Annotated in this window: 13 protein-coding genes and 2 rRNA genes; 4 read left to right on the forward strand and 11 right to left on the reverse strand. The window is 65.2% G+C overall.

Features of this window, described 5'->3' with window-relative positions:
* Positions 1-17: 17 nt before the first annotated feature.
* Positions 18-1,307, reverse strand: a complete 1,290-nt coding sequence (locus tag ACFVWR_RS02005; protein WP_387207452.1) for an ABC transporter substrate-binding protein — start codon at positions 1,305-1,307, stop codon at positions 18-20.
* A 135-nt stretch (positions 1,308-1,442) separates the two neighbouring features.
* Here ACFVWR_RS02005 and ACFVWR_RS02010 point away from each other — a divergent pair, with 135 nt between their 5' ends.
* Positions 1,443-2,594 carry an ROK family protein gene (locus tag ACFVWR_RS02010; protein ID WP_387207454.1) on the forward strand — a complete coding sequence of 384 codons (1,152 nt, stop codon included), beginning with the start codon at positions 1,443-1,445 and terminating at the stop codon, positions 2,592-2,594.
* Positions 2,595-2,616: 22 nt separating this feature from the next.
* Here ACFVWR_RS02010 and ACFVWR_RS02015 read toward each other — a convergent pair whose 3' ends face one another.
* The 3 genes from ACFVWR_RS02015 to ACFVWR_RS02025 are packed head-to-tail and all read right to left on the reverse strand — an operon-like array spanning position 2,617 to position 5,135.
* A complete protein-coding gene (locus ACFVWR_RS02015; RefSeq protein WP_387207456.1) occupies positions 2,617-3,012 on the reverse strand; it encodes a nuclear transport factor 2 family protein in 396 nt (131 codons plus the stop codon).
* A 19-nt stretch (positions 3,013-3,031) separates the two neighbouring features.
* The gene (gene menD / locus ACFVWR_RS02020; protein ID WP_387207458.1) at positions 3,032-4,789 is read right to left on the reverse strand and encodes a 2-succinyl-5-enolpyruvyl-6-hydroxy-3-cyclohexene-1-carboxylic-acid synthase; all 1,758 of its coding nucleotides are present in this window, start codon (positions 4,787-4,789) and stop codon (positions 3,032-3,034) included.
* On the reverse strand, positions 4,782-5,135 hold the full coding sequence (locus ACFVWR_RS02025) for a PLDc N-terminal domain-containing protein (RefSeq protein WP_387207460.1): 354 nt from the start codon (positions 5,133-5,135) through the stop codon (positions 4,782-4,784). Before ACFVWR_RS02025 ends, menD begins: the two co-directional genes overlap by 8 nt.
* Positions 5,136-5,177: 42 nt before the next feature.
* On the opposite strand from ACFVWR_RS02025, the gene ACFVWR_RS02030 reads away from it, so the two are divergent.
* Positions 5,178-5,471: a DUF4229 domain-containing protein gene (locus tag ACFVWR_RS02030; RefSeq protein WP_387207462.1), complete on the forward strand. Its 294-nt coding sequence runs from the start codon at positions 5,178-5,180 to the stop codon at positions 5,469-5,471.
* Here ACFVWR_RS02030 and ACFVWR_RS02035 read toward each other — a convergent pair.
* From ACFVWR_RS02035 to ACFVWR_RS02045, 3 genes are read right to left on the reverse strand one after another with little or no spacing between them, the layout of a single operon-like run.
* The gene (locus tag ACFVWR_RS02035; protein ID WP_387207464.1) at positions 5,459-6,436 is read right to left on the reverse strand and encodes a 1,4-dihydroxy-2-naphthoate polyprenyltransferase; all 978 of its coding nucleotides are present in this window, start codon (positions 6,434-6,436) and stop codon (positions 5,459-5,461) included. The two genes, ACFVWR_RS02030 and ACFVWR_RS02035, sit on opposite strands and share 13 nt — an antisense overlap.
* A 26-nt stretch (positions 6,437-6,462) precedes the next feature.
* On the reverse strand, positions 6,463-7,647 hold the full coding sequence (locus ACFVWR_RS02040) for an AMP-binding protein (protein ID WP_387207466.1): 1,185 nt from the start codon (positions 7,645-7,647) through the stop codon (positions 6,463-6,465).
* Between the two features lie 15 nt (positions 7,648-7,662).
* Complete coding sequence (locus ACFVWR_RS02045) at positions 7,663-8,574, reverse strand: 1,4-dihydroxy-2-naphthoyl-CoA synthase (RefSeq protein WP_387207468.1); 912 nt, start codon at positions 8,572-8,574, stop codon at positions 7,663-7,665.
* 47 nt (positions 8,575-8,621) lie between these two features.
* Here ACFVWR_RS02045 and ACFVWR_RS02050 point away from each other — a divergent pair, with 47 nt between their 5' ends.
* Positions 8,622-9,614 (forward strand): o-succinylbenzoate synthase, encoded by a 993-nt coding sequence (locus ACFVWR_RS02050; protein WP_387207470.1) that lies wholly within the window; start codon positions 8,622-8,624, stop codon positions 9,612-9,614.
* 29 nt (positions 9,615-9,643) lie between these two features.
* Here ACFVWR_RS02050 and ACFVWR_RS02055 read toward each other — a convergent pair whose 3' ends face one another.
* Complete coding sequence (locus ACFVWR_RS02055; RefSeq protein WP_387207472.1) at positions 9,644-10,666, reverse strand: HAD-IIA family hydrolase; 1,023 nt, start codon at positions 10,664-10,666, stop codon at positions 9,644-9,646.
* Positions 10,641-11,570 (reverse strand): hypothetical protein, encoded by a 930-nt coding sequence (locus ACFVWR_RS02060; RefSeq protein ID WP_387207474.1) that lies wholly within the window; start codon positions 11,568-11,570, stop codon positions 10,641-10,643. The genes ACFVWR_RS02055 and ACFVWR_RS02060 overlap by 26 nt, the downstream gene beginning before the upstream one ends.
* On the opposite strand from ACFVWR_RS02060, the gene ACFVWR_RS02065 reads away from it, so the two are divergent.
* Positions 11,535-11,906, forward strand: coding sequence for a hypothetical protein (locus ACFVWR_RS02065; protein WP_387207476.1), 372 nt, complete (start codon positions 11,535-11,537; stop codon positions 11,904-11,906). The two genes, ACFVWR_RS02060 and ACFVWR_RS02065, sit on opposite strands and share 36 nt — an antisense overlap.
* 551 nt (positions 11,907-12,457) lie before the next feature.
* Here ACFVWR_RS02065 and rrf read toward each other — a convergent pair.
* A 5S ribosomal RNA gene (gene rrf / locus ACFVWR_RS02070) occupies positions 12,458-12,574 on the reverse strand.
* Between the two features lie 135 nt (positions 12,575-12,709).
* A 23S ribosomal RNA gene (locus ACFVWR_RS02075) occupies positions 12,710-15,824 on the reverse strand.
* Positions 15,825-16,106 lie beyond the last annotated feature (282 nt).

Consider the following 16,106-nt stretch of genomic DNA (forward strand, 5'->3'; position numbering starts at 1 on the left):
GAGCCCGACCATGGCGGCTAACCGTTTGTGACCTTGAAGCCGTTCTTCTTCATGTCCTGAACGACGGCCTTCTGCGTTGCGATGAACGCGTCACGCCACGGGGTCTTGTTGGCGATCGCCTTCGACAACGCATCGGTGAACGTCGACTTCGCCAGGTTCACGTTCGGGCCCCAGGTGACGGGCGTCGTCTCCGAGGAGATCTGCGCGGCGAGCGAGTAGAAGTCCGTCTGCTGCGGCATCAGCGCCGGCGGTTTCTGCGACTTCGCGAGTTCCTGGCCAGAGGTCGCCGCCGGGTAGAGGTTCTGCGTGTTGAGGAGCAGCTTCACGCCGTCGGTGTTGGCGTTGTACCAGGTCGCGAACTTCGCGGCGGCTTCTGCGTGCTTGGAGTTCTTCGACACGATGATGGACGAGCCGCCCTGATAGGAGACGGATGCGTCTCCAGCAGTCCACTGCGGAAGGGGAGCGAGGGCCCACTTGCCCGCGGTATCCGGAGCGACGCTCTGCAACACTCCCGGCGCCCACAGCGCCGACGGCCACGAGAGCATCGTCCCGTCGTTCAGAGCCTTGTCGTACTCGGGAGTGAGCAGCGGATCGGTGCTGATCAGACCCTCATCGGCGAGCCCCTGAAAGAAGTCCGCCACCTTCAGTGAGTCCTCGTCGGCGATGCCGACGGTCCATTTGCCGTCTTTCACGTTCCACCATTGCGATCCCGCCTGCGCGGCAATGCCCGCGTATGTGCCGAATTCCGTCGGGGGGATGGATGCGATGACCGCCTGCGGGTTGGCCTTGCGCACGGTCTGAGCCGCGACCTTGAAGTCGTCCCACGTCTTCGGTGCGGCGATTCCGTACTGCTTGAAGATGTCCTCGCGATAGGTGATGGACATCGGACCGACGTCTTGCGGTACGCCGTAGACCTTGCCGTCGAAGGTGGTCTGGTCCCACGTGCCCTGGGTGAAGTCGTCTTTCACATCCGCCGTGTACTTGGTGATGTCCGCCGGAACGCCGGCGACGATCAGGGAGGGGAGGGTGGTGTATTCGACCAACGCCAGGTCCGGCGCGTTGCCTGCGCGGCTGGCTGTGAGCAGTTTGGATGCGGACTCGTCGCCTCCACCGGCGTCGGTGTACTTGACGTGGATCTTCGGGTTGGCCTTGTTCCAGGCGTCGACGACTTTCTGGCTGTTCGGCGCCCAGGACCAGAACTTCAGGGTGACGTCGCCCGAGTCGCCGCCCGAGCTACTGCAGCCGGTGAGCATGGCGACGCTGACGGCGGCCGCCAGCCCTAGTGCCATGACGGATCGTGATCGCATTCTGAATCTCCTTTGACTGGTGCGAATGAGGGGTGCAGACAACCCGAACGGGGCTGAGGGTGGTTCCAATATGCGCGAGACCCGAGTAGTTTGTCAACTGATGAAATTAACTCTGTGGAAGCTACAGTGAATGCCGTGTCCATCGTTACGCAGGCCCCACATCAGTGGCCGGACCTTCAGCCGTCCGCCCGCGCCGCCCTGCAACTCGTTCTGCGCCAGGGGCCCATGGGTCGTTCCGAAATGGCACGCAGCCTGGGGGTTTCTCGGGCGAACCTCACGCGGGTGACGCGTGACCTGTTGGCGGTGGGATTGGTGCAGGAGGGCCGCACCGAACTGCGGGCCAGCACCGGCAGACCCATCGAGCTGCTCGAGCCGGTTCACGACGCCTACCAGTTCCTCGGGGTGAAGCTCACGGGTGAGGCGCTGTACGCCGCTGTCGTCAATCTGGCCAATGATGTCGTCGCATCAACGGAACTGGAGCTTCGATCCCACGACCCCCACCAAGTGGCGGACGAGATCGCGATCATCCTTCGTGGCTTCCAGAACGACCATCCGAGGATCGCCGGCGTCGGGGTCACTCTCGCCGGCACGATCTCCGGCCCTCCAGGGCAAGAAGTCGTTTACGAATCGAGCTACCTGGGCTGGGACGGTGTCGCATTGGCCGACCTCCTGAGCACGCGGGTCGGCCTACCGGTGAGCGTGGCCAACGATGTGCAGGCTCTGACGCTCGCCGAGAGCATCGGTCTGCAAGGACACTCGTCCATCGTGACCATGGCGCTGGTCACAGTGGGAGTGGGGATCGGCGTCGGATATGTCATCGACGGGAAGCTGGTCAAGGGCGCCAACGGCAGGCCCGGCAAGCTCAGCCACCTCCTGGTCGACGCGACCGGACCTCAGTGCGACGCGGGCCACCGGGGCTGCGTCTCCAGCTATCTCACCAACGCGTCCATCGCCCGGAACGCCGGCCGGGAGGCATACGGCGAAGCGTTGGAGGCCGCCAGAGCGGGCGACGAGCCGGCGATGCGCGCGTTCCAAGCTGCCGGACTCGCGTTGGGCACGCTTTTGGGCGCGGTGGCCGATGCGACCGATCCCGGCCTGATCATTCTCACCGGAGACGGCCTCGCGCTGCATTCCCTGGCTGAGAGCTCGATCCAGGAAGGGATCGCGCGGGCTCACGCTTGGGACGCCGGCGCTTTCACGCTGGACGTGCGCGCGTTCGACTTCTCCGAATGGGCAAGAGCCGCCGCGGTCATGGCCATCAACACAGCACTGGTCACGGTTCGCTGAGCGAGACGATGACGGCGTGACGCTAAGCCCGCCGGATATCCCTGCCCGGCATCGGCTCCGCCAGCGCCCTCCGCGACTCGGGCGAGTCGAACGGCTCGGCGAAATACTGCGTCTCGTGAGAGACCTTGCCGCCCGCGAACTCCATGATCGACACCGAGTATGTCGGCGCTCCGTCATAGCTGATGATGCACTCGCTCACCCACAGCTCATCGGCGCCCGTGATGCGGAGCACGGTGAAATGCCGTTCCGCCGGATGCCCTCCCCGCTGCGCCGCGATCTTCTCGCGGCCTCGGAACCGCTCACCCGACTGGGGATAGTCGAGAGTCGCGTCGTCGGCGTAGATCGCGTGCTCCGTCCGGATGTCGCCGCTCTCGGATGCCCGCCAATGTTCCTCGATCGCCGCACGTATCGAATCCACACCGCTCCCCGTTCTGTCTTTACCGCTCCAGAGGAACCTCGACGACACTGACCCCGGCCGGCGGCGCCGACAGCGCCTGGTCGAGTTCGCCTTTCGTGCGCGCGACCCGGTGAGCCCAGCCGTAGGCGGCCGCCAGGCTCGCGATGTCGGCGGCCTGCGGCGTGAAGAGCACGCGGTTGAAGGCGCTCTCCGGCGCTGTGCCCGCGACTTCGAGGCCGTCGAAGATCGTGCCGCCCCCGTCGTTGCCGACGACGACCTGCAGGTGCGGTCGCCGCTCCCCGCTTCCGAAGAGCAGGGCCCCGACGTCGTGCAGGAGCGCGAGGTCGCCGAGCAGCACGCGAGTCACCCCGGCAGGGCTGCCCGTCTCTTCGGCCGCGGCCTGGCTCGCCAAGGCGATGCCGATCGCCGTGCCGATGGTGCCGTCGATCCCCGCCAGCCCGCGGTTGGCGTGAACGCGAATCTTCTTGCCGGGCACGATCTTGTCCGCATCCCTGATCAGCCTCGACGCTCCGAGCACGAGACGATCATGCGGCCACGTGTAGCGCCAGAGCGCTTCGGCGAGCAGCGGCCTCGTGATGGGAGCTCGCACCGCGGCGAGTTCGGCCTTCGCGAACGCGAGCGCGTCGGCGGGCGCGTACGAGCGGGCCTTGTCGACATCCGGAGCGCCTGCGCCTCCGTCGGCCTCGCGTTCGGCGGCCTCCTGCAGCCTGCGGCTGGCGAACACCCAGCTGCCGACCCATCCCCGCACCTCCGGCGAGCGCAGGTCGACGGATGCCGGCGCACTCGCGGCCCCGACCACGCGCGCGCGATGCGCCGGGTTGTACGCTTCGAGGCCCGAAGGCGCGACGACGATCACCTCGACGTCGTCGCGACTCAGCAGAGCGGGCACTTCGCGACTGAGGGTCGGATGCCCGAACACGATCGCCCGCGATACCCGGCCGCCGAACGCGTCGTCAGACAGCAGCTCCCGATACGAGACGACCAGGTTGGGCCCGAAGTGCGATCCGCTCGACACCTCGGCCAGCAGCGGGTAGCCCCCGGCACGAGCGAGGGATTCTGCGGCCTCTCCGGCGTCGGCGCCCGCGATGACGATCGTGCCCGGCGCATCCGTCAACTCGATGGACTCGCGCCCGAGAACACTCGGGGATGCGACGGCCGGCACGGCGCCGACGGTACCGACCTCGATCGGCGGAACCGCCACCGAGAGCGGCGCCCGCAGCGCCAGGTTGATGTGCACCGGCCCGGGGGCGGCCGTGTCGGCTCCGACGGCGGCGCGCACGGCCGCCCGGGCCAGCTCTTCAGCCGCGCCCCGCTCGCGCTGCTCACCTTCCGGAGCCGCGACATCCAGCTCGAGCCGGGTCGCCGAACCGTAGAGTCCTTGCTGGCGCGTGGTCTGGTTCGCCCGGATGCCCCGCAACTCGGCCGGCCTGTCCGATGTGAGCACGATCAGCGGCACACCCGACTCGTGCGCCTCCAGCACCGCAGGATGCAGGTTGGCCGTCGCGGTGCCGCTCGTCGTGATCACGACCGCGGGAACGCCGCTTTCACGTGCCAGCCCCAGCGCGAGGAAGCCCGAGACCCTCTCGTCGATCCGCACGTGCAGTCGCGCAGCACCGGCGCGCTCCAGCTCGGCAGCGACGAGCGCGAGTGCCTGCGACCGGGACCCGGGGCTCACGACGATGTCGCTGACCCCGTTGCGCACGAGCGCGCCGAGAAGGGCGATGGCGTAGTCGGTCGCCGGGTTGCCGGTCACTCGGGTCTGTGCGGCGTCAGGCATCCCGGCGGCCGGTTTGGTCGTCGGGGCCGTTCTCATCGAGGTCGGAGAGTTCCTTCTCGAGCTGACGGATGCGCTCCTCCTGCTCGCGGTCGGTGCCGAGCCGCTTCAAGAACTCGGGATCGTCGTCGGGGGCCGTCGTGCGGCGCACACCCTCGCTGCGTCGACGCCCGCGCCCGACGAGAAACCAGAGCACACCGCCGATGACCGGGAAGAGGATGATCACGAGAAGCCACACAGGCTTCGGAAGTCCGCGCACCCGCGAGCGCTCGAAGAGGGCGCAGTCTGCCACCGAATAGATGTAGAACACCGCGGCAGCGACGCCGAGGACTATCCAGAGGCGAACCATATGTCAATCGTAACTCTCAGAGAGTGTCCCTAAGCTGGGAGCGTGAAACGCATTCCCTCTTGGGTCACCTATTCTGTGCTGCGACTGCTCCTGTTCGCAGTTCCGCTGGCGATCCTGCTGGTTCTGCGCATCGACTGGTGGATTGCGGTCATCGCCGCAGCGCTCATCGGGCTGTGCCTGTCTTACGTCATCCTGCGCAAGCCGCGGGATGCGGTTGCTCGCGACCTGTACGCCGCGCGTCACCGCGAGACCCCGGCGACGACGGTCGACGACGACACGGAAGACGCGGCGGTCGACGCCGCCGAAGAGACGCGCTCGAAGCCTCAGAACACGTAGGCGCACCCCAGCGCGATCGCCACGAGCAGTCCGGTGAGACTGGTGAGCTGCAGAGCGGTCACCAGCTCACGCGGCGTCTTCGCGAACAGTGTGATCACGCACGCCGGAAGAGCGGCGAGCAGCGCGAAGAAGCCCAGCCACGCGATCGGATAGAACAGCGCGAGCACGCCCAGAATGGCGAACGGCACCAGCAGGAACACGCAGAACACGATGCGGGATGCGACGTTGCCGAGCAGCACGGCGAGCGTGCGCTTGCGGGCGGCCTTGTCGGGTTCGATGTCGCGGATGTTGTTGACCATCAGCACCGCGCAGGCGATCAGTCCCGCGATCACCGAGCCGAACCATGCCTCCTGGTTCACGGTGCCGGAGAGCATGTACGTCGTTCCCGCCGTCGCGACCACCCCGAAGAAGACGAACACGAACACCTCGCCGAGCCCGAAGTATCCGTAAGGCCGCTTGCCGCCGGTGTAGAACCAGGCAGCCGCGATGGCCGCGGCACCGACGAGCAGCACCCACCAGTGCTGGGTGAGGAGCACGAGCGCCAGACCGGCCACGGCGCCCAGGCCGAAGAACACGAGGGCGACGGTGAGCACGCGCTTCGGAGCCGCACGCCCCGAGCCGGTGAGCCTGCTCGGCCCGACCCGGAACTGGTCGGTGCCGCGAACCCCGTCGGAGTAGTCGTTCGCGTAGTTCACGCCGATCTGCAGCAACACGGCGACAGCGAGACAGAGGAGCGCTCGAACCGGATGCCAGACTCCCGCTCCGTCGGCCACCTTGGCCGCCCCGACACCGATGATGACGGGTGCGATCGCGAGCGGCAGGGTGCGCAGTCGCGCGCCCGCGATCCAGTCGGACGCCGTCGCGGGCTTCACTTTCGCCTTCGGCGCACCGGGCCGCCCGCTTCTCCCGTTCGTCCCGCGCTGGGCCGGGTTCATCCGCTGCATCCGTGGCTTGTTCTGACTCATCACAGTGCGAATTGTAACGACACCGGCTATGCCTCGCCGTTCCGCCGGCTGTCGGTGACGGCCCGTGCGACGCGCACCCGGTCGGGTTTCCCGCTGCTCAGCATCGGCAGGTGCGGCAGCACGACGATCCGGCTCGGCGCAGCGGCTCGTCCCACCCGCTCGGCGACGAACTCACGCACCGCCGCAAGCTCCGCCCTCTCGACACCCGCGGCCGCGACATCCTCCGTCACGACCACCGGAACTTGCCCCCATTCCGCGTCGTCCTCCGCCACGACCACCGCGTGCTCGTAGCCGTCGAGCAGCCGCACGGCCCGCTCGACCGCGTCGAGCAGAACCTTCTCGCCCCCGGAGATGATCACGTTGTCCGCGCGGCCGAGCACGACCACCCGGCCCTCCGCATCCACTCGCCCCACGTCGCCCGTGCGATACCACCGCTGCCCGTCGGCCTCGTGGAAGGTCCCTTGCGTGCGAGCCGGATGGCCCAGGTATCCCTCGGCCAGCGTCGGTCCGGCGATCTCAAGGCCGCCATCGACCTCGCGCACGACCGTCGCTCCGATGGGCGTCCCGTCGTAAACGCAGCCGCCCGCCGTCTCGCTCGACCCGTAGGTGCCGAGGATGCGCGCGCCCACCGCCGCCGCCCTCTCCCGCACTCGGCCGTTCAAGGCCTGACCGCCCACCAGGATGCCGTCGAACCGGCGCAGCGCATCGGCCACCTCCCGAGCGCCGTTCTCCACCGCGGTGAGCAGCCGCGCGAGCTGCACGGGAACGAGGGACACGTAGCGCAGGTCGCTCGTGAGCTCGGCGGCCAAGCCGGCGAACGCCACGGGGTCGAAGTGTCCCCCGCCGTAGATCAGGGGTTCGGTCTCGGCAGCGATCGACCGCACCAGCACTTGCGCTCCCGCGACGTAGTGGGCAGGGAGGGCGAGGATCCACTGCCCCTGACCACCCATCGCGCCGGCCGACGCCGCGGCGCTGGCCAGCAGCGCGTCGGTGGAGAGGGCGACCCGTTTCGGCGAGCCCGTCGACCCCGACGTCTCGATGACGAGCGCAACGTTCTGCGCCACCGTCGCTCCCGGCTCCGGCCACCGACCGCGCTTCGCCGCCGGGTCCCGCGGCACGACAGCCGGCCCACCACCGGCGAGCGCCGCCCGCAGCGCGAGCAGGATGTCGCCCGGCCGGTCCGACCCGAGAACGTTGAGCGCGCGGGTCACCGCCGCGGCCTCACGTCAGTACTGCCACGGGAACGGCGACCAGTCGGGTTCCCGCTTCTCGAGGAAGGAATCGCGACCCTCGACAGCTTCGTCGGTGCCGTAGGCGAGGCGGGTGGCCTCACCCGCGAAGACCTGCTGGCCGACCAGACCGTCGTCGACGGCATTGAAGGCGAACTTCAGCATCCGGATGGCCGTGGGCGACTTGGTGAGGATCTCCGCAGCCCAGTCGAGGGCCGTCGTCTCCAGCTCGGCGTGCGGAACGACCGCGTTCACGGCTCCCATCTCGTAGGCACGCTGAGCCGAGTACTCCCGCGCCAGAAAGAACACCTCGCGCGCGTTCTTCTGCCCGATCTGCCGGGCGAAGTATGCGCTGCCGTAGCCGGCGTCGAACGAGCCGACATCGGCATCCGTCTGCTTGAATCTCCCGTGCTCTGCGCTCGCGATCGTCAGGTCGCAGACCACGTGCAGCGAGTGGCCGCCGCCGGCCGCCCAGCCGGGAACGACGGCGATGACGACCTTGGGCATGAAGCGGATGAGACGCTGCACCTCGAGGATGTGCAGCCGGCCACTGCGAGCGGCGTCGATCCCGGTCGCGGTCTCGCCTTCCGAGTACTTGTAGCCGTCGCGGCCCCGGATGCGCTGGTCGCCGCCCGAGCAGAAGGCCCAGCCGCCGTCTTTGGGGCTCGGCCCGTTGCCGGTCAGGAGCACCACGCCGATGCGCGGGTTCGTGCGAGCGTCTTCGAGAGCCGCGTACAGCTCATCGACCGTGTGCGGGCGAAATGCGTTGCGCACCTCGGGGCGGTCGAACGCGATGCGCGCCACCCGGCCGGTGAGGTCGTGGTGATACGTGATGTCGGTGAGCCCGTCGAAACCGGGCGCCTGGCGCCAAGCGTTCGGGTCGAAGATGTCTGAAACCGCCTGTGCCATACGACAAGCCTACGGTTCGCCGGATGCGCGCGTGCGAGACTGGGGAGATGTTGCCCGAGCTGGCCGATCTGCTGAGCAGTACCCGCGTGGTCTCGTTGCCGTTGACGGCGAGATTCCGTGGCATCACGGTGCGGGAGGCGGTGCTCTTCGAAGGGCCGCAAGGCTGGACGGAGTTCTCGCCCTTCGTCGAGTACGGCGACACGGAGGCTGCCGCCTGGCTGCACGCGGCCATCGACTTCGGCTGGCGACCCGCCCCGACGCCGCTGCGCGACCGCATCCCCGTGAACGCGACCGTGCCCGCCGTGGCCGCCGGTCGCGTCGCTGCCGTTCTCGACCGCTACCCGGGTGCGCGCACGGCGAAGGTCAAGGTGGCCGAGCCCGGGCAGACGCTTGCCGACGACGTCGCGCGCGTGCGCGAGGTGCGGGAGTATCTGGGGCCCGAGGGCCGCATCCGCATCGACGCGAACACTCTGTGGAACGTCGACGAAGCCGAGCACGCCATCCACGCGCTCGCGCCCTACGACCTCGAATACGTGGAACAGCCCTGCGCGACGGTCGAAGAGCTGGCCGAGATCCGCGGTCGCGTCGCGTACATGGGCGTTCCGATCGCCGCGGACGAGAGCGTGCGCAAAGCCGAAGACCCGCTCGCCGTTGCGAAGGCGGGCGCGGCCGACCTGCTGATCGTGAAAGCTCAGCCCCTCGGCGGCATCCATGCGGCGCTCCGCATCGTCGGCGAGGCCGGGCTTCCGGTGGTCGTCTCGAGCGCGATCGACACCTCCGTCGGCATCGCGATGGGGGCGCATCTGGCCGCGGCCGTGCCGTCGCTCGAGTTCGACTGCGGGCTCGGAACAGTTGCGATGTTCGAGCAGGATGTCGCGGATGAGCCCCTGCTGCCGGTCGGCGGGTCCATCCCCGTCGTGCGCCCCACCGTATCGACCGCACGACTCGACGCGCTCGCGGCCGACGCCGAACGCCGCGACTGGTGGATCGACCGCATCCGTCGCTGCTACCGGGTGGTCGAGCGGGCCGCAGCGCTCTGAGCGCGACAGGCCACCGACATCACGGCCGGTCAGATGTAGAGTCGCTCCGGCACTTCGAGCCCGTAGATCGCCCGCCCCGAGTTCCAGATCACGGCGCACGCCGCTCTCAGCAGATCGAGTTCGGATGAGCCTTCGGTCACGATCTCCACATCGTTTCCGGCGATCCGCACCACCGAGTCGCCGACGGTCGCGGTGAGGCCGTCTTTCGAGAAGACGGTCTCCGGATACGGCTCCGACAGGCCGCGCAGATCGCCCAGGATGTAGGTCGGGCGAGAGTTCGCATCCGCCGCGATCAGCTGCTTCGCGCCATCGATACCGGTGAGCACGAGCACCGAATCGATTCCGGCCCGGTTGGCGCCGAGGATGTCGGTGTCCAGTCGGTCGCCGATGAACAGCGGTTTCGAGGCGCCGAACCGGGCGACGGCCTCGTCGAAGATCGCGATCTCCGGTTTGCCCGCAACCAGGGGCAGCCGGCCGATCGCCGTGTGCACTGCGGAGACGAGCGTGCCGTTTCCCGGTGCGATCCCCCGCGCCACCGGGATCGTCCAGTCGGTGTTGGTGGCGACCCAGGGTCGCTCCTCCTCCGTGCGCCCTTGCAGGGCGAACGCGGCTTCGGCCAGGTGGGTCCAGCCCACCTCCGGGGCGAACCCCTGGATGACCGCCGCCGGCTCGTCGTCGGCCGATCGGGTGACGGAGAAGCCGCCCTTCTGCACTTCGTCGACGAGTCCGTCGCCGCCGATCACGAGGATCGTGGAACCGGCCGGTACGTGCTGCGCGAGCAACCGCACCGCAGCCTGCGGCGAGGTCACCACATCGGCCGGCGCCACCTGCAGGCCCAGGTCAGTGAGGTGCGAGGCGACGGATGCGTCCGTGCGCGACGCGTTGTTGGTGATGTACCCGACGCGTACGGTCTCACTCGCGGCGTTCAGGCTCTCGACGGCGTGCTCGATCGCGTCGGGGCCTTTGTAGACCACACCATCCAGGTCGGCGAGGATGAGGTCGACACCATCCAGCGGAGTCACGGCTTTAGCGCTCCGTCGGAACAGTGCCATCGTCACCCTTGTCTTCGTCTTCGTCTTCGTCTTCGTCGTCTTGCGTTGCGTCGTCGTGCAACGGGTCTTCGAGCTCGATCACCGCGTCGGCGTCGAGATCGGAGTCGCCGGCCTCCACGACCGCGAAGCTGTCGACCTCGCCGGACTCGTCGACCTCGCCGGACTCGTCGAAGTCGATGTCGACGCCTTCGAACTCCTCTTCGACGATGTCCACCGTCTCATGCTCATCGACGCTCAGTGCCGCGCCGATCGCCTCCTCTGCACGGGTGGCGCGCTCGCGCCACGTCGCCGCCTGCTCCTCGCGGCCGAGCTCTTCGAGAACATCCGCGTAGGCGTGAAACAGGTCGGGGCTCCAGCTGAAGGCACGGTTCGGATCGAGCTGCGGAATCTCCAGTTCGGCCAGCGCCGCTTCGGTCTGCCCCAGGTCGAGCCGCGCGCCGGACATGGCGATGGCGAGCGACGCCTGCACGTCATTGGGAAGAGTGGTGCGGTCGACCGAGCGGCCCAGCTCGAGCGCACGGTCGGCACGCCCGACCCCGCGCTCGCTGTCGACCATCAGGGGCAGTTGGTCGTTCGATCCGGAGATGCGTCGATACGTCCGCAGCTCACGCAGGGCCAGGGCGAAGTCCCCGGTCGCGTACGCGGTGATCGCCAGCGTCTCGCGAACGACGCCGATTCTGCCGGCGCGACGAGCGGCCGACATCGCGTGCTGGTGCGCGAGCTCCGGGTCGTCTTCGATGAGCCTCGCCGCCATCACCAGATGCCGTGCAACCCACTCGGCGTTCTCTTTGCTCAGAGTCTTGAGCTCGGTGCGAGCACCTTTGTCGAGGTCACGTGGCTCGACACTGTCGGGAATCTCAGGATCGTCGTGACGCGTGCGAACGGAACGCAGCTCGCGCGCCATCCGTTCCTCTTCGGTGAGCTCACGCTCGAAGTCGCGCGCATCGCGGTCACCCCTCGCGGGTCGACCTTCGCGCGTCCAGAGCTTCTCGTCGCGTCCGTCGCGGCCGCCCGGTCGCTGCCCGCCTCGCCGATCGTTCGGCCGCTCACCGCCTGGCCGCTGCCCATTCGGCCGCTGCCCATCGGAACGCACGGCATCGCCGGAACGACCGCCAGCGCCTTGACCGTTACGCGACGGGGCGCCGCCACGACCGCCGGAGCCCTGTCCATCACGCGAGTACGCGCCGCGACCGCTGGAGCTCTGGCCGTCGCGCGAGTACCCGCCACGACCGCCCGCTGACTGCCCGTCGCGCGAGCCTGCGCCGCGGCCGCCCGAGCTCTGCCCGTCGCGAGAGCCTGCGCCGCGGCCACCCGAGCTCTGCCCGTCGCGCGAGTAGCCACCGCGGCGATCGCCTCCAGCGGCATTCGGCCGACCGGCCGCGCGGTCACCGGAGGGGCGTCCACCCGAGGGGCGTCCCGTGGAGGGACGTCCGCCCGCATCGCGATCACGCCCACCGCGATCACCGCCGGCGCGATCACCGCCGGCGCGATCACCGGAAGGTCGTCCGCCACGGTCGTCGCGCCTGTCGCGCGAGCCGCCAGCGCCGCCTTGACGCCGCTGACCCCCGGCGCCCTCGCCGTCACGTCGGTCGCGTTTGTCGTTCTGGTCGTCTGGCGGTGTCTCGCTCACGACTTCTCCTTCGGTTGCCGGCACGACGTGCTCAGCCTACGACGATGCTTCTCGAGGTCTTCCGGGCTGACGCCCGTGCTGCTCAGCGCGCTGTGTTGTTAGAAGACTGCTGTTAAACGCGAAATGGCCACCCAAAGCTGGGTGGCCATTTCACAAAAGAAGTCCGGCGGTGTCCTACTCTCCCACAGGGTCCCCCCTGCAGTACCATCGGCGCAGAGAGTCTTAGCTTCCGGGTTCGGAATGTAACCGGGCGTTTCCCTCTCGCTATGGCCGCCGAAACACTATTGATGTATCAAAGTGAACGAACAATCATGACGATTGTATTTGTTCTCGACCGTACATCGAGAACCACATAGTGGACGCAAGCAATCTCAGGCTCTCCATACCAGCCTTACAACGGTATGAAGATAGTGATTATCAAATTATCGGCTTATTAGTACCGGTCAGCTCCATGGGTCTTTAGTCCCCACTTCCACATCCGGCCTATCAACCCAGTAGTCTAGCTGGGAGCCTCTCGCCCGAAGGCATGGAAATCTCATCTCAAGGCCGGCTTCCCGCTTAGATGCTTTCAGCGGTTATCCATCCCGAACGTAGCTAATCAGCGGTGCTCTTGGCAGAACAACTGACACACCAGAGGTTCGTCCAACCCGGTCCTCTCGTACTAGGGTCAGATCCTTTCAAATTTCCTACGCGCGCAGCGGATAGGGACCGAACTGTCTCACGACGTTCTAAACCCAGCTCGCGTACCGCTTTAATGGGCGAACAGCCCAACCCTTGGGACCTACTCCAGCCCCAGGATGCGACGAGCCGACATCGAGGTGCCAAACCATGCCGTCGATATGGACTCTTGGGCAAGATCAGCCTGTTATCCCCGAGGTACCTTTTATCCGTTGAGCGACAGCGCTTCCACAAGCCACTGCCGGATCACTAGTCCCGACTTTCGTCCCTGCTCGACTTGTCAGTCTCACAGTCAAGCTCCCTTGTGCACTTACACTCGACACCTGATTGCCAACCAGGTTGAGGGAACCTTTGGGCGCCTCCGTTACTTTTTGGGAGGCAACCGCCCCAGTTAAACTACCCACCAGGCACTGTCCCTGAACCGGATTACGGTTCTAAGTTAGATATCCAGAGTGACCAGAGTGGTATTTCAACATTGACTCCACCGACACTAGCGTGCCAGCTTCAAAGTCTCCCACCTATCCTACACAAGCCACACCGAACACCAATACCAAGCTGTAGTAAAGGTCACGGGGTCTTTCCGTCCTGCTGCGCGTAACGAGCATCTTTACTCGTAGTGCAATTTCGCCGAGTTCGCGGTTGAGACAGCTGGGAAGTCGTTACGCCATTCGTGCAGGTCGGAACTTACCCGACAAGGAATTTCGCTACCTTAGGATGGTTATAGTTACCACCGCCGTTTACTGGGGCTTAAATTCTGAGCTTCGCCGAAGCTAACCCTTCCTCTTAACCTTCCAGCACCGGGCAGGCGTCAGTCCGTATACATCGTCTTGCGACTTAGCACGGACCTGTGTTTTTAGTAAACAGTCGCTTCCCACTGGTCTCTGCGGCCTTCAAACGCTTCGGAAGTAAATTCCTACACGCCTCAGGCCCCCCTTCTCCCGAAGTTACGGGGGCATTTTGCCGAGTTCCTTAACCACGATTCTCTCGATCTCCTTGGTATTCTCTACCTGACCACCTGAGTCGGTTTGGGGTACGGGCGGCTGGAACCTCGCGTCGATGCTTTTCTTGGCAGCATAGGATCACCGATTTCGTCAATTAAGACTACCCATCGTGCCTGGCCCTATATGAGAGACGGATTTGCCTATCTCTCGGGTTACACACTTAGACCGGGACAACCATCGCCCGGCTCGGCTACCTTCCTGCGTCACACCTGTTAATACGCTAACCGCACCAGCATAGGGTCGTGTGCTAGGCCCACTCGTCTAGGCCCGAAGGCTTCGATCAAGGGGATTCAGACACTTAGCATTACTGGATTAGTTTGGGCGGTTCTTCGCCGGTACGGGAATATCAACCCGTTGTCCATCGACTACGCCTGTCGGCCTCGCCTTAGGTCCCGACTTACCCAGGGCGGATTAGCCTGGCCCTGGAACCCTTGGTCTTTCGGAGGACGGGTTTCTCACCCGTCTTTCGCTACTCATGCCTGCATTCTCACTCGTGTAGCCTCCACGGCTGGTTTACACCGCCGCTTCGCTGGCCACACGACGCTCTCCTACCCATCAACACGGCTGGACCACGAAGGCCTACCAATAATGTCAATGCCACAACTTCGGTGGCGTGCTTGAGCCCCGTTACATTGTCGGCGCGGAATCACTTGACCAGTGAGCTATTACGCACTCTTTCAAGGGTGGCTGCTTCTAAGCCAACCTCCTGGTTGTCTGTGCAACTCCACATCCTTTCCCACTTAGCACGCGCTTTGGGACCTTAGTTGGTGGTCTGGGTTGTTTCCCTCTCGACGATGAAGCTTATCCCCCACCGTCTCACTGCTGCGCTCTCACTTACCGGCATTCGGAGTTTGGCTGACGTCAGTAACCTTTTAGGGCCCATCGGCCATCCAGTAGCTCTACCTCCGGCAAGAAACACGCAACGCTGCACCTAAATGCATTTCGGAGAGAACCAGCTATCACGAAGTTTGATTGGCCTTTCACCCCTATCCACAGCTCATCCCCTCAGTTTTCAACCTAAGTGGGTTCGGTCCTCCACGACGTCTTACCGTCGCTTCAACCTGGCCATGGATAGATCACTTCGCTTCGGGTCTAGGACATGCGACTGAATCGCCCTATTCAGACTCGCTTTCGCTACGGCTGCCCCTCACGGGTTAACCTCGCCACATATCACTAACTCGCAGGCTCATTCTTCAAAAGGCACGCTGTCACCCCTACAAGGAGGCTCCAACGGTTTGTAAGCAAACGGTTTCAGGTACTATTTCACTCCCCTCCCGGGGTACTTTTCACCTTTCCCTCACGGTACTTGTCCGCTATCGGTCATCTGGGAGTATTTAGGCTTATCAGGTGGTCCTGACGGATTCACACGGGATTTCTCGGGCCCCGTGCTACTTGGGATACTCTTCGCGCCATTGGAACATTTCGACTACGGGGTTGGCACCCTCTATGACTGGCCTTTCAATGCCATTCGTCTATATTCCTTTGTAACGCTTGCTGTTCGGCAGAATCAGCAGAAAAGTCCCGCAACCCCGACCATGCAACGCCTGCCGGCTATCACACATGATCGGTTTAGCCTCTTCCGGTTTCGCTCGCCACTACTAACGGAATCGCTTTTGCTTTCTCTTCCTGTGGGTACTGAGATGTTTCACTTCCCCACGTTCCCTCTACCCGCCCTATATATTCAGGCGGGAGTCACTGGGTCACCTTACGGGCCCAGCGGGGTTTCCCCATTCGGAAATCCTCGGATCAAAGTTCGTTTATCAACTCCCCGAGGCTTATCGCAGATTACTACGTCCTTCTTCGGCTCCAGATGCCAAGGCATCCACCGTTTGCTCTTAGAAATTTGAAATCACATGAGTTTGAATCGATCTTTCGTTAGAAAAATTGACCAATGATCTAATAAATCAGATCATCTTTTTGTGATCCGAGACTCGCCAGCCGAAACCGGCTCGACTCGAATCTAAGATGCTCGCGTCCACTGTGTAGTTCTCAAAGTACGGGCGGTACCTTCTCTGACGGCAAGTGATGCCGACAAGAAAAGGTCCAGAGGTCCAGTTCTCATCCGTTCGGACGAGGCCCGGTCCCTCAGGACCCAACAGCGTGCATGTGCGGTGCTTCCGAGTTCGAAGCT

The sequence above is a fragment of the Leifsonia sp. NPDC058292 genome (assembly GCF_042880955.1).
Classification (GTDB): Bacteria; Actinomycetota; Actinomycetes; order Actinomycetales; family Microbacteriaceae; genus Leifsonia.